This is a genomic window from Sphingomonas sp. (assembly GCF_019635515.1).
Lineage (GTDB): Bacteria > Pseudomonadota > Alphaproteobacteria > Sphingomonadales > Sphingomonadaceae > Sphingomonas.
The window spans coordinates 1,098,626-1,112,296 of the sequence record NZ_JAHBZI010000001.1; the positions used below are offsets into that span (position 1 = coordinate 1,098,626).

Sequence of the window (13,671 nt, forward strand, 5' to 3'; positions counted from 1 at the left end):
AGGCAAACGCCATCCTTCCCCTCCCACTGACTGGTTGGCGGCTAGCCCCGTCCCGCGGGGCTGCTCATTCGGTGCGAAGCGCGGCTAGCCGATCGCTTTCATCAGCCGCAGCCACAATTGATTGTCGAAATCCTTGTCACCCGCCGCCGCGCCGGTCCGTACCACCACCAGCTTGAGACTGGGCACGACATACAGGCGCCGGTCGAACGCGCCGAGCGCGGCGACGGTGTCGGCGGGGGCGGCTGCGATCAGCGGGCCCTCCTTGCGCTGCGATTCGATTGAACCGCCCGCGCCGGTTGTCACCAGCCGCATCGTATATTCACTGCCGTTCAACCACCATAGCCGGCCATAGGCCGGGTTGGTTGCCGAGCGCTCGAACAGTGCCTTGAGCTGCGCCTCGGAGACGATGCGCTTGCCGTCATTGCCGATCCCGCCATGCAGCACCATCAACCCGAACAGCGCAGTATCGCGCGGAGTGGTGACCAGCCCGGTATCGTTGCCGACCGAAGCCAGCGCCGCCGGACGCTTGCGCCAAGCGGTGTCGTTCATCCCCAGTGGCGCCGTCAGCCAGTCGCGGGTGATCGTATCCAGCGGCAGCTTGGCGGCGGCGGCGACGATCCGCTTGGAAATCGCATAGACCGGCGTGTTGTAGACGAAGCGCGTGCCGGGATCGGCGGCATAGGCGAACTTCTCGGTCAGGCCGCTGCTCATCGTCAGCACGTCGATCACCCGGATCCGTGCTTCCTGCTCGGGTGAAGCCTTGGACCAGCCCTCGCCGAGATAGGCCGAGACCGGCTTGGTGACATCGACCAGCCCCTTGTCGGCCGCGATCGCGATCAGCACCGCGACAAAGCTCTTTTGCTGCGACGCGACGTCTTCGAGCAGCGCGCCATTGGCGCTCTTCCCATAGACGAAATTGGCATACACCGGATTGCCCTCGGGCGCGGGCCAATTCTTCTCGACCAGCACCTTGCCATCCTGGACCACCAGAAAGCCGGTGCTGTTCTGGTTGCGCAGATAATCGAGCACCTTGGTCATCGCCGCGGCGCGATCATCCGCTGGCGCGGCGAGCGCCGGCGTGACGACCGGTGCGGCGGGCGTCGCAAGCAGCATTCCGGCGAGCAATACCGTCTTGTGGATCGCACCCATATTCACCTCCGATTCGCCGCGCGGCGCTTGATGGCGGGATCGGCTGCCGGGAGTGGCGAGTCCTCCCGGACCCGTGAGCCATGCGCCAGCATGATCCGGGCGACCTCGCCCTGCATGAAATAGAGGATGTCGCGGGCTGCCTGGCTGGCCTTGTCGGCATCGCGCGCAACCAGCGCGGCGCGCACGCTGCGCCAATGCGCATAGGGGCCGGGGCCATTGGCGGTGAGCGCGAGGGCGACGTAGGAAAAGTGGAAACGGGTCTTGCGGCGAACCGATTCGATCATTTTCTGCGCATCGGGGCTGGCCGATTCGGCCATCTCGCTGAAGATTTCCTCGCTGGTGGCGATGATCTGTTCAGCGGGAACACCGCTCGCCGCATCGCTCAGCATGCGATCGATATTGACAAGCATGTGGCGGATCGCCGCATCCGACGCGCGCATGCAGGCGAAGCGCGCGGCCAAGCCATATAGCGCGGCGCGAGTCTCGTAGAGATCGAACACTTCCTCGACGGTCGTCGCCGAAACCCGCGCGCCGCGATTTTCCTCGATCTCGATCAGTCCGTCATCGGCCAGAATGCCAAGCGCACGGCGAACGATCGAGCGGCCGACACCGAACTCTGCGCATAGGCGCGCCTCGCGCAGCCATTCGCCGGGGGCCAATTCGCTTCCCTGAATCTGCAGCCGCAGGGCGTGCGCGATATCGTCGGCACCCTTCGCACCAGAAGATATCGATTCATGGTGCTCAACCAAGGACATGCCTCTCTCAAAATTATCGGATTCGGCATCTTCTCTACCGATCCTGCGACGCCATTCCTATTGCTGCATACCGCCACGAGCAAGCCCTTTGTCGATCTATTATATTAAAATTGTCGTACAATCTATTTGACATTGCCCGGCGATCGTTCGATGAAAGTGCCTCGGCGCCGCAAAAATGCGCGTCAATGGGAGGATGCATGCGAGATTTTCTTGCCACGACCGCAACGCTTGCGCTGGTCGTCGCCACACCGGCATTTGCACAGACGGCCGACAGCAATTCACAAACCGCCGAACCCGCCACGGTCACGCCTGCCGCGGAAGACGGCAATATCATCGTCACCGCACGCCGCCGCGAAGAGAATATCCGTGACGTGCCCGGCACGATCTCGGCAGTGACCGCCGAGCAGCTCGAGGCCAAGGGCCCGGTCGCCGGAACCGGCGATCTGCTCAGCACCGTGCCCGGCGTGCGCTTCAACGATCTCGCCAGCGAAAATCTCGCCGAAGTATCGGTCCGCGGTTCGGGAACGGCGCGCGCAACCGGCGCGGATTCGGGGGTCGGCCTGTTCGTCAACGGCGCCTATGTCGGCAGCTCGACGCTTGGCGGCCGCAATTTCAAGACGCTCGACTATTTCGATATCGACCGGGTCGAGGCATTGGAAGGGCCACAGGGCGCGCTCTATGGGCGTAATTCCGAATTCGGCGTGATCAACATCGTTCTCGCTAAGCCCAAGTTCAACGAGAGCGGCTATGTCCGCAGCGGCTATACGTTCGGGCTGAACCAGCTACGCGTCGCCGGGGTGATCAACACCCAGGTCAGCGATACCGTCGCGGTCCGCGTCGGCGGCGAAGTCTATGGGCAGAACCGTGGCTTCTACTACAATCCGGTGCACCGCGAATATTACGACACCACGCGCGGCTTCAATGGCCGCGGCCAGATCCGCTACCGCTCGGGGCCGCTCGACGTGACCCTGCTGGTCGAGGGCCAGGATCTGAAGCTGCCCAGCTTCGTAAACAGCCTGACGATCAAGCCCGGCACCAACGCCGCCTTGCCGCTAGGCTACTACCAGTCACGCTACGTCTTGCCACACGACGGAAAGGACGAACTGCAGCAAAAGGTCATTCGATCGATGCTGAGCGTCAGCTACGACATGGGCTTCGCGACGCTGGAATCGACGACGATGGCGACGCGCTGGCGCTCGAGTCAGCATTATGGCGCGGCGATTGATTTCGCGACGCTGCAGACCTTTCGTCAACAGGGTCAGCTCGGCATCTATCCGTTCACCCAGGTCCATACCAATGTCGTCGATCGCACGCTGTATCAGGACCTCCACCTGACCGGCAAAGCCGCGGGCGACAAGCTGACTTGGATCGTAGGCGCCGAGGCGCTGCACCAGGATGACGATTATCGGCTGATGATCGCCTCCTCGCCCTGCGGCTTCACACTGGTCACGCAAAGCGTGTGCACCGGCACGCCGACCCAGCCGGTCTGCCTTAAGCCGCTACCCACTTCGCTGAACTGCCCGGCGACCTTTCCGTTGGTCTTCGGCACCGATAGCTACACCAAGCAGCGCATCTATTCGTTCGCCGGCTATGCCTCGCTCGCCTATAAGCTCGGCAATCTCCAGCTGGTAGGCGAGGCACGCCTGTCGCACGATTACAAGACCGCGACCCAGTTCGTGTACGCGCTCTACACCACCAACTACACCCGCCTGCCGACAACCTTCGTCTACAAGTCGGATCAGCCGGTGTTCACCGCCACCGCCAGCTACAAGATCCCCGGATCGATGAACACATTGCTGTACGCCAAGGTCGGCACGGGCTACCGCGCCGGTGGCGTCAACAATGGCTCGTTCAACGCCGCGGCACCGAACCCGTACAAGTTCACCTACGGCAACGAAACGACGGTCGGCTATGAAGCCGGCATCAAATCGAACCTGACGCGCAACATCTTCGCGCGCTTCGCCGCTTATCTGTCGCGCACCAGCGATGCGATCACCAACATCAATGACGGCTGCACCGTCACCAACGCTTGCGGCACCGGCGGCCAGCAGTTCAACGTCAATGGCGGCACGATCGAGGCCAAGGGCATTTCGCTGGCGCTCGATGGCCGCTTCCGCCTCGCCGGCGGGCTGCTCTCGATCAACGCCAATGCCGCCACGCAGCGCGCGCATTTCGTAAAAATCCCGGCCGGCGTCACTGGTCTGCCGACGCTCAACAGCTCGGTCGCGCAGATTCCGGATTGGACGATGTCCGGCGTGATCGATTACCGCCATCCGATCGGTAACCACGCCAACGCCTTCATCAACTTCAGCTATGCGGGCCAGCGCGGCGGTTTCCAGGACACCACCACCCTTGCCACCCCGGCGATCCCGATGACCGACTTCGACATTTTCGGTACGCGTTTCGGCGTCAATATCGACAAGTTCCAGGTCGCGATGTTCGTCCGCAACATCACCGATCGCCAGATCCAGGTGTTGAAGTTCCTCCAGGCCGGCTCGCCGCTTTCGGTGCGCTACAACAAGCCCCGCACGATTGGCCTGAACGCGTCCTATCGTTGGTAGTCTCCCACTTGCCGGTCCCGGAGCATCCGGGACCGGCGGCTTGTTAAGCGCCGCATCTTCGATACTAATCGCTTCAGGAGAAATCAGCTTGGCAACGCAGCAACCGCCGACGGGCAAGCCAAGCATCAAGGTCGCCGGGATGGCTTCCGCCGGGGCCGCCGTCGAATGGTATGATTTCTTCATCTACGGCACCGCCGCCGCGCTGGTCTTTCCCAAGTTGTTCTTCTCGCCGGACATGCCGTTGTTCGTCGCGCAGATGGCGGCGTTCAGCACCTTCGCTGTCGGCTTCATCGCCCGCCCGCTCGGCGGTGCCTGGTTCGGCCATTTCGGCGACAGGCATGGCCGCAAGAAAGCGCTGGTGCTGGCGATGTTCGTCATGGGCCTGGCGACCACGCTGATCGGCTGCCTGCCCAGCTACGCGACTGCCGGCAGCCTCGCCCCGATCCTGCTGGTCGTTCTCCGCTTCCTCCAGGGTCTCGCGGTCGGCGGGCAATGGGGCGGCGCGGCGCTTCTGGCGATCGAAAGCGCCCCGAAGAACAGACAGGGATTTTATTCGAGCTTCGTCCAGGTCGGCGTGCCGCTCGGCGTGGTGCTCGCCAACACGGTATTCCTGATCGTCAGCGCGTCGATGGATTCGGACGCGTTTCTCGCTTGGGGCTGGCGGATCGGTTTCCTGATCAGCATCGCGCTGATCTTCATCGGCCTGCTGATCCACTGGACGATCGACGAGCCGGAGGATGAGACCCCGGCCCAGCCTGCCGCCGACACCCGGCCATCCTCGCCGCTGGCCACGCTGTTGCGCGAGCATTGGCGTGTCGTGCTGCTTGCCGGCGGCGCATTCATCGCCAACAATGTCTGCTTCTATATCGCGATCACCTATGCCGTCGCTTATGGCACCACCAGCGCCGGCATTGCGCGCGAAGTGCTGCTTGGTGCCGTGATGATCGGCAGCTTGGCGATGATCCCGGCGCTGGTTGTGTGCGGCGCCTTGTCCGATCGCTTCGGGCGGCGCGGTATCTTCATGCTCGGCGCAGTGCTGTGCGGGGCCTGGGCGTTCATCGTCTTCCCGCTGATCGAGCTCGGCACGCCGATCGCCGTGACCACCGCCATCGCCACTGGCCTCATCTGCATCAGCCTGATGTACGGCCCCCAGGCGGCGCTGTTCGCCGAACTGTTTCCCAAGGAGGTGCGCTATTCCGGCGCGTCGCTCGGCTATCAGATCGGATCGGTGGTGGGCGGCGGTTTCGCACCGATCGTCGCTACCGCCTTGTTCGCGCATTATGGATCGAGCCTGCCGATCTCGCTCTATCTCGCCGCAACTTGCGTGATATCGCTGGTCTGCGTCATCCTGCTCGGAAAGGGGATGACCGGAGAAGCACGACATGCCTAGCAGGCGCAGTTTCTTGGCCGGCAGCGCGGCCCTTCCCGCCGCCGCGGCGGCACATACCATCTCCGCTGATCGCATCGCCCAGGTCGCCGCCGATCTCGACAAATATATCGGCTTTGGCAGCAAGCAGGCTGGCGGTCCGGGCGACGCCGCCGCCGGTGCCTGGCTCGAGGCCGAACTCCGGCAACTCGGCTTCAGGATCGACCGGCAGGAAGTCTCGACGCCCTTCTTCACGCCGCAGCGCTGCGAACTTGCCTGCGGCGCCGCAAAGGCAGCCGTTTGGCCCCAGCCAATAGTTATCCCCACGCCACCCGAGGGGCTTACCGGTCCGCTGGTCCGCGTAAACGCCGGTGGCAAGGCGGCAGGTTCGCTTGCCGGTGCGATTGCGTTGCTCGATCTGCCCTATGGCCGCTGGTCGACCGCGATGGCCAAGGCGATTCGCGAACCGGTCGCGGCCGCCTTCGCTGCCGGCGCCAGGGCGGTGGTCGCGATCACCAACGGCCCGAGCGGCAAGGTAATCGCGCTCAACGCCGATGGCCGCAAGCCGATGTTCGCGGGCCCCGTCGCGCTGCTCGCCCCAAAGGATGCCGGCCCGTTTATCGACGCCGCGCTCGACCGGGCCGAAGCGACCCTCCATCTGATCGGGGAAGGGGGCCGCCGCCCGGCGGTCAATTTCATCGGCCGGATCGATCGCGGCAAGCCCCGCTGGCTGGTCGTCTCCACGCCGCGCTCGGGCTGGTATATCTGCGCCGGCGAGCGTGGCGGCGGGATCGCCGCCTGGCTGTGGCTGGCGCGCTGGGCGAGCAAGGCACTGACCGGCCACAACCTCGCCTTTGTCTGCAATACCGGCCATGAATATGAGAATCTCGGCGCCGCCGAAGCGCTGGAGGAGACCGCGCCCAAGCCGGAGGACACGCATTTCTGGCTGCATCTCGGCGCCAATGTCGCGGCCCGTGACTGGCATGAGATCGGCGGCCAGCCGCTGCCCGGGATCGACAGCCAGCGTTATATTTCGGTCAGCCCGGCCCTGCTGCCACTCGTGCGCCAGACCTTTGCCGGCCATCCCGGCTATGAGGCGCCTTATTCCACCGACAAACTCACCGCGGGCGAGCTGACCGAAATCGTCGCCGCCGGATACAGGAATGTCGCGGGGGTATTCGGCCTCCACCGCTTCCATCATGTCGCCGACGATGACGCCCGTTGCGTCAATCCGGCCAGTGTCGCTGCGACCTGCGCAGCGTTCCAGACCTTGCTGGGGCAGGCCGCAAAGGCATGATCGAGCTGTATCACTGCATGGATGCGCGTTCGTTCCGCGCGCTCTGGGCATTGGAGGAGATGGGCCTTCCCTATCGCTTGCACATGCTGCCCTTCCCGCCGCGCATGCACCAGCCCGAATATCTCGAGATCAATCCGCTCGGCACGATCCCTTTGCTGATCGACGGCGATGTGCGGATGACCGAATCCGCGGCGATCCCGCACTATCTCGCGACACATTACGGGCCCTCGTGCCTGGCCGTCGGCGTCGAGGAACCCGACCATGGCTTGTGGCTCGACTGGCTCCATCGCAGCGAAGCGACGCTGACCTACCCGCTGACGATCGTCCTGCGCTACACGCAGCTCGAACCGGAGGAGCGCCGCATCCAGCAGGCGGTGGACGACTATACCCAATGGTTTCTGTCGCGCCTTCGCCACCTGACCCGCGCATTGCACGACCGCGAATGGCTCTGCGCGGGCCGCTTCACCATGGCCGATCTGTGCGTCGGTTATGCGCTGCTGTTCGCCCGCGACGTTGGGCTCGATCACAAATTCAGTCCGGAAATCGCGGCATATTGGGAGCGTCTCGCCGCTCGCCCCGGCTTCCGCGCGGCAAAGGCGGCGCAAAAGGCGGCGAGCGCAGGTGATGCGGAAACTATGCCCTTTCTGGCATCGGGGCGGCTGACGAGCGGTTGATCGGGCATCGACAAATGCCGGGGCCGACAGCGCTTTGCTGGCCTTGGCAAGATCTGGACCCCGCGACCGACATTGCGTGATCCGCGACTGGAGGCGGAGGGGACCACGCATTAGGATGCGGTTGATGAAGACCTCCCCCAATGCCGACCGTGCGATCGACCATATGGGCATGAAGCTGATCGAAGGCGGCAGCTTCGTGATGGGATCGGAGCGCTTCTACGAGGAGGAGCGTCCGCTTCGCCAGGTGCGGGTGGCGTCGTTCTGGATTGACGTGAAGCCGGCCACCAATGCCGATTTCGCCGCGTTCGTGGATGCGACCGGTTATCGCACCCTTGTCGAGATTCCCCCCGATCCCCGCGACTATCCCGGGCTCGATCCTGCGCTGGCGGTGGCGGGGTCGCTGGTGTTCCAGCGCACCCCCGTGCCGGTCGGGTTCGAAGATCATTCGCAGTGGTGGGCGTTCGTGCCCGGCGCCGATTGGCGGCACCCGACCGGTCCCGACAGTTCGATCGAAGGGCTGGAGGATCATCCTGTCGTCCAAGTCGCATACGAGGATGCCGAGGCCTATGCCAAATGGACGGGCAAGGCGCTGCCGACCGAGGCCGAATGGGAATATGCCGCGCGCGGCGGGCTGGAAGGCGCTGAGTATGCCTGGGGCGACGAACTGGCGCCCGGTGGCGCGATCCTCGCCAATTACTGGCTTGGCATGTTCCCCTTCGCGACGCTCAAGGAGAACGAGCAGTTCCGCACCACGCCGGCGGGCAGCTTTCCGGCCAATGGCTATGGGCTGTCGGACATGATCGGCAATGTCTGGGAATGGACGCGCGACTGGTATGGCACGCCGCAGCCGGTGAAGAGCCGGGGCGGGTGTTGCGAGGCGGTCAATCCGCGCGGGGCGACGATCGGCGAGAGCTACGATCCGGGCGCGGTCGGCCTGCGGACGGGGCGGAAGGTGCTGAAGGGCGGATCGCATCTGTGCGCGGTCAATTACTGCCAGCGCTATCGCCCGGCCGCGCGCCATCCCCAGATGATCGACAGCGCGACCAGCCATATCGGTTTCCGCTGCGTCTCGCGGAGGGTGGCTGGCTAGCCTCTGGCAACCCTGTGGAAACGGGCTGGAAGCATCCCGGACAATTCAACGCCGCTGAATACCTGCAATGACCATTTCATCGCAAAAAACCTGTGCTTTCCGGGTGATACCGGTTGCCATCGGGCGCGATCATACATACCTGTCCGCCCGTGAAAGACGATATGATTGCTGTAGTCGACCGAGCGTCGCTGTTCCTCAAGGCCCTGTCCGGGCGCAGCCGATTGCTCCTGTTGTGTCACATGCTCGATGGCGAAAAGTCTGTCGGCGAACTCGCGCGGCTGACCGGTTCGCGCGATACCGCCGTGTCGCAGCAGCTTGCCTTGCTGCGCCGCGAGAACATGGTCGCGTCGCGCCGTTCGGGTCAGATGATCTTCTATTCGCTCGCCAGCAAGGACGCGGAGAAGATGCTCGAAGCGATGCACGGGCTGTTCTGCAACGCGCCTCAGGGCGAACTCGCCGCGTAAAGCCGTTCGACATCCTCCGGCCGGGCAAGCTCGGTCGCGGGTGTCATCAGCGTCGCCGCCCCCGCCGCGATCCCATAGCGTAGCGCGTCGGCGAGCGATTTGCCGCGCGCCAGCGCCAGCGTCACCGCGCCGACCATCGAGTCTCCCGCGCCGACGGCGCTTTTGGTCTCGACCTCGACCGCCGGCATCCGCAGCTCGACGCCGTCCGCCACCAGCAGCGCGCCGCGCTCGGCAAGCGACAGGATAATCACTTCGGCAAAGCCGCGCACGCGCAGGGTGCGGGCGGCCGCCAGCTCGTCGTCCTCGCTTTCGATCGGCTGCCCGAGCAGGTCCTTTACCTCGCGCAGGCTTGGCTTGAGCAGATAGATGCCGGCACCTTCGCACGCGGCCAGCGCCGGGCCCGAGGTATCGACGATCAGCTTGCTTTCCAGCGCGCCCAGCCGCCTGAAGATGCCCGGATCGCATCCGGGCGGCAGGCTGCCGCTCGCCACGATGAGTTCGGCCGCGGGAATCGCTTCCAGCAGCGCTTCGATCTCCGCCGTGCTCAGCGTAGGCCCCGGCAGCACGAAGCGATATTGCAGCCCGGTCTCGCCCTCATCGACGGTGAAGCTTTCGCGCGTCGCGCCCGCGATCTTCACCGGGATGATCGGCACTCCGGCCTCGCGCAACAATCCGACATAGGTTTCGCCCGCCGGACCGCCGTGCGGGAACACCGCGGTCACCTCACCGCCCAGCGCGTGGACCACCCGCGCGACATTGACTCCGCCGCCGCCGGGATCGAGCCGCGGCGCGGTGCAGCGCATCTTGTGGGTGTCGCGCACCTTGTCGGTGCAGGTGGTGATGTCGAGCGCGGGATTGAGCGTCAGCGTCGCGATCACCGCCGCCGCTCCAGCGCGCCGCGCGCGGCGGCGACGATCAGTTCGATCGGGCGGTTGACGCGAATGCGATGCCAGTCGGCCAGCACGCCGACCGGGCGGCGCGACTGCTCGCGCGCAACCTCGACGCTGGCGTCCGATGCGTCGCCGGAGCGTTCCGCGACTCGCGCCAGCCGGTCGCGCTCGGGCGCCTCCAGCCAGATGCCGGTGAAGGGCACGCGGTGGCGATGCGCCAGCGCCGCCGCCACGTCGCGCTCGCTGCGGTTCATGAACACCGCGTCGATGATCACGCTGTTGCCGCAGGCGAGGTGGTCGTCGGCGGATTCAAACAAGGCCTGATAGGTGTCCTGATCATTCAGCCTGGTATAATGCGCGGGCGGCAGCCGTGTTTCCGGCGGCACGCCGGCCAGCCGCTTGCGGAACACATCTGAGCGCAGCACCCGCGCGCCGGGCGGGCGTCCCATGCGGTTGCCGCTCAGCCGCGCCAGCGTCGATTTGCCGGTTCCCGAAAGCCCGCCGATCGCGACCAGCCGGGGCGGGGCGGGGGCGAGGATCGCGTCGGCCACCCCGGCGTCGGCGGCGCGCAGCGAGAGGTAGAGCGGCAGCAACGCCCAGCCGGTCGCTCCCTGCGGCGTCACGTCGAGATAGCGGTTAGCGAGCAGATTGGCCTCGGCGGTGCGGCCCAGCCCGACCAATGCGGCCAGCGGCAAGGCCAGATCGTGGAGAATATCCTCATCGCCGGTATCGAGCGCGCGGATGCGGCCAGCCCGGATGCGGCGGTCGAGCTGCGCGCGGTGCCGCTTCAATTCGAGCTGCTGCGCAGGAGCTTGCGCCGCAGTCTCCAGCAAATGCAGGAACGCCTTTCCGTCCGCGCGCGGCGCAGCGCCATGTTCCTTGCCGATCGCATCGGTCAGCGCCTGTATCGCGGCCGCGTCCAGTCCGCCCTCGCCGAGCAGGGCCGCTAGCGATGCCTCGCGCTGTGCGGCCGCCGCCGCCATTCTCCGCCTCCCGCCGATTCCCGGCTTCCCTAGCAGGCAAAAGATGAACGCACGACAGCGGCTTTTTCTAGCGCGCCGGCGCGGCCTCGAATGCCTGCCGGATCGCGGTGTAGATCGGCTTGGGCTGGAAATGCTCGTCATAGGGCGTCGCGCGCTGATAGCTTTTGTCGGCGCGCGGGCTGAAGCCGTTGAGCCAGCCATATTTGTCGCACATCCCCCAAACCAGCACGTCGCGCAGCTGCCTGTAGCTCAGCGTCACGTCGAGATAGGCGCGCATGTAATCGGCGATCTTGGCGTCGCGCGCCTTGATGTCGGTCGGCAGGCGCTTGTCGTTGATGTCGAGCTCGGTGATCTCGAGCGTGTAGCCCATGCCCGTCACGGCATCGAGGAAGTCACGCCAGCCCTTTTCCTGATCCTTCACCTGCTGGGCGACGCTGTGATCGCCGCTCACCCAGATATGCGATTGCAGCCCGAGCGCATCGCACGGCACGCCGCGCTTCCTGAAGCCTTCGAGCAGCCGCAGCACGCCGGCGCGATGCTTCTCGCCGCCCTCCCAACTCATATAATCGTTGTACACCAGCTGCGCGCCGGGCGCGTGCTCGCGGGCAACGTGGAAGGCATGGTCGCACATCGCATCGGCGCCGCCATAGGCCCTGGACAGCGATGATCCGCGTTGCAGCCCGGTCTGCTCGTCGATGGTCTCGTTGACCACGTCGAAGCTGTAGAGCCGCGCGCCATAGAGCTTGCACATCGTCTTCACATGCTGGGTCAGGATGCGCTCGGCTTCCTTCGCGGGTGTCGCGCCGAAATCATAGTCGTTGAGCCATTGCGGAAAGCGCTCGGTCTTGTGCCACAGCAGGGTGTGCCCGCGCACCGGCATTCCCTTGCTCTCGGCATAGGCCAGCATGTCGGCGAAGCGTTCGACATTGAAGGTCTTGGCGTCGGGGCGCGTCGCCTGCCACTTGAATTCGTTCTCGGGCACCAGGATGCCGCAGTCGCGCTCGAGCAGCGCGGCATAGGCCGGGTTGGCGAACGAGCCCCGGTCCGCGCCTGCCGGGCTCCATGCGAAGCACGAACCGAAGCGCATGCCCTTTGCTTTGGCAGCGGCGTTGAGCCCGCTCCCCGCATCCTGTGCGAAGGCGGGCAGGGCGGCGCCCATCGCCGCGGTCCCGGCAAGCATCTCGCGTCTCGTGATCATCGCCTCTCTCCGCTCACCAGTTGAACATCGTGCCGTCTTCGAGCCGCGCGACGGGGAGATAGGCGCGTCTGTATTCATGCTGCGCGGCCAGCTCCTCGTCGATCTCGACCCCGAGCCCGGGCCTGTCGCCCGGGTGCATCATCCCATGCTTGTAGGTGTAGGCATGCGGAAAGACCGCATCGGTCAGCTCGGTGTGCGGCATCAGCTCCTGGATGCCGAAATTGGGTACTGACAGGCCGAAATGCAGCGCCGCCGCCATCGTCACCGGCGACAGGTCGGTGGCGCCGTGGCAGCCGGTCTTGACCTGATAGATATCCGCCAAAGCGGCGATGCGGCGGACATGAGTGATGCCCCCGGCATGGACGATCGTCGCGCGAACATAATCTATCAATTGCTCTTCGATCAGTTGCCTGGCGTCCCAGATCGAATTGAACACCTCGCCCACCGCGAGGGGGGCCGTGGTGTGCTGGCGGATCAGTCGGAACGAGGTCTGGTTCTCGGCCGGGGTCGGATCCTCGATCCAGAAGGGGCGATAGGGCTCGAGCTCCTTGCCGAGCCGCCCGGCCTCGATCGGGGTCAGCCGGTGATGCACGTCGTGGAGCAGATGCACGTCCCAGCCCAGTGCATCGCGCGCCTTGGCGAACAAGGGCGCGACCGAGCGCATATATTTGCTCGTGGACCACAGGCTCTCCGCCGGCAGCGAACCATTGGCGGGCTCATAGCGCTCGCCCGATTTGGCGACCCCGTAGGTCGCGGCCAGCCCGGGCACCCCTGACTGCAATCGCACCGCCTTATAGCCCTGTTCGACATGGGCGACGGCATTCTCGATCGTTTCCTCGATCGTCGCGCCATTGGCATGGCCATAGACCATGCAGCCCTCGCGGCTGGCCCCGCCGAGCAATTGATAGACCGGCAGGCCGGCGACCTTGCCCTTGATGTCCCATAGCGCCATGTCGACCGCGGCGATCGCCGACATCGTCACCGGGCCGCGCCGCCAATAGGCGCCCTTGTAGAGATACTGCCAGATATCCTCGATGCGGTGCGCGTCGCGCCCGATCAGGCAGGGAATGACATGGTCGGTCAGATACGCGGCCACCGCAAGCTCGCGCCCGTTGAGCGTGGCGTCGCCCAGTCCATGGACGCCGTCGCGCGTCTCGATGCGCAGCGTCACGAAATTGCGCCCGGGGCAGGTGACGATAATGCGCGCGGAAACGATCTCGGACATGCGCGCCTGGTTACCCCCT

General features: G+C 65.2%; 12 protein-coding genes. 6 read left to right on the forward strand and 6 right to left on the reverse strand.

What is annotated here, in order from left to right:
- Positions 1-84: 84 nt before the first annotated feature.
- Both KF730_RS05640 and KF730_RS05645 read right to left on the reverse strand, forming a co-directional pair.
- Positions 85-1,149 carry a serine hydrolase gene (locus tag KF730_RS05640; RefSeq protein WP_294092801.1) on the reverse strand — a complete coding sequence of 355 codons (1,065 nt, stop codon included), beginning with the start codon at positions 1,147-1,149 and terminating at the stop codon, positions 85-87.
- A 2-nt stretch (positions 1,150-1,151) separates the two neighbouring features.
- A complete protein-coding gene (locus tag KF730_RS05645) occupies positions 1,152-1,904 on the reverse strand; it encodes a GntR family transcriptional regulator (RefSeq protein ID WP_294092803.1) in 753 nt (250 codons plus the stop codon).
- Between the two features lie 197 nt (positions 1,905-2,101).
- On the opposite strand from KF730_RS05645, the gene KF730_RS05650 reads away from it, so the two are divergent.
- The 6 genes from KF730_RS05650 (at position 2,102) to KF730_RS05675 (ending at position 9,356) form a co-directional block, all read left to right on the forward strand.
- Positions 2,102-4,465 carry a TonB-dependent receptor gene (locus KF730_RS05650; RefSeq protein ID WP_294092805.1) on the forward strand — a complete coding sequence of 788 codons (2,364 nt, stop codon included), beginning with the start codon at positions 2,102-2,104 and terminating at the stop codon, positions 4,463-4,465.
- A gap of 88 nt (positions 4,466-4,553) precedes the next feature.
- Positions 4,554-5,855: an MFS transporter gene (locus tag KF730_RS05655; RefSeq protein WP_294092808.1), complete on the forward strand. Its 1,302-nt coding sequence runs from the start codon at positions 4,554-4,556 to the stop codon at positions 5,853-5,855.
- A 13-nt stretch (positions 5,856-5,868) separates the two neighbouring features.
- Positions 5,869-7,128 (forward strand): hypothetical protein, encoded by a 1,260-nt coding sequence (locus tag KF730_RS05660; protein ID WP_294092809.1) that lies wholly within the window; start codon positions 5,869-5,871, stop codon positions 7,126-7,128.
- A complete protein-coding gene (locus KF730_RS05665; RefSeq protein ID WP_294092810.1) occupies positions 7,125-7,802 on the forward strand; it encodes a glutathione S-transferase family protein in 678 nt (225 codons plus the stop codon). Before KF730_RS05660 ends, KF730_RS05665 begins: the two co-directional genes overlap by 4 nt.
- Before the next feature lie 169 nt (positions 7,803-7,971).
- Positions 7,972-8,892, forward strand: coding sequence for a formylglycine-generating enzyme family protein (locus KF730_RS05670; protein ID WP_294095746.1), 921 nt, complete (start codon positions 7,972-7,974; stop codon positions 8,890-8,892).
- A 149-nt stretch (positions 8,893-9,041) separates the two neighbouring features.
- Positions 9,042-9,356 carry a metalloregulator ArsR/SmtB family transcription factor gene (locus tag KF730_RS05675; protein WP_294092811.1) on the forward strand — a complete coding sequence of 105 codons (315 nt, stop codon included), beginning with the start codon at positions 9,042-9,044 and terminating at the stop codon, positions 9,354-9,356.
- Here KF730_RS05675 and KF730_RS05680 read toward each other — a convergent pair.
- From KF730_RS05680 to manD, 4 genes are all read right to left on the reverse strand, one after another.
- On the reverse strand, positions 9,335-10,234 hold the full coding sequence (locus tag KF730_RS05680; RefSeq protein WP_294092812.1) for a 1-phosphofructokinase family hexose kinase: 900 nt from the start codon (positions 10,232-10,234) through the stop codon (positions 9,335-9,337). The two genes, KF730_RS05675 and KF730_RS05680, sit on opposite strands and share 22 nt — an antisense overlap.
- Positions 10,231-11,229: a bifunctional aminoglycoside phosphotransferase/ATP-binding protein gene (locus KF730_RS05685; protein WP_294092814.1), complete on the reverse strand. Its 999-nt coding sequence runs from the start codon at positions 11,227-11,229 to the stop codon at positions 10,231-10,233. Before KF730_RS05685 ends, KF730_RS05680 begins: the two co-directional genes overlap by 4 nt.
- 67 nt (positions 11,230-11,296) lie before the next feature.
- Positions 11,297-12,427 (reverse strand): endo-1,4-beta-xylanase, encoded by a 1,131-nt coding sequence (locus tag KF730_RS05690; protein ID WP_294092818.1) that lies wholly within the window; start codon positions 12,425-12,427, stop codon positions 11,297-11,299.
- Between the two features lie 13 nt (positions 12,428-12,440).
- The gene (gene manD / locus KF730_RS05695) at positions 12,441-13,652 is read right to left on the reverse strand and encodes a D-mannonate dehydratase ManD (RefSeq protein ID WP_294092819.1); all 1,212 of its coding nucleotides are present in this window, start codon (positions 13,650-13,652) and stop codon (positions 12,441-12,443) included.
- Positions 13,653-13,671 lie beyond the last annotated feature (19 nt).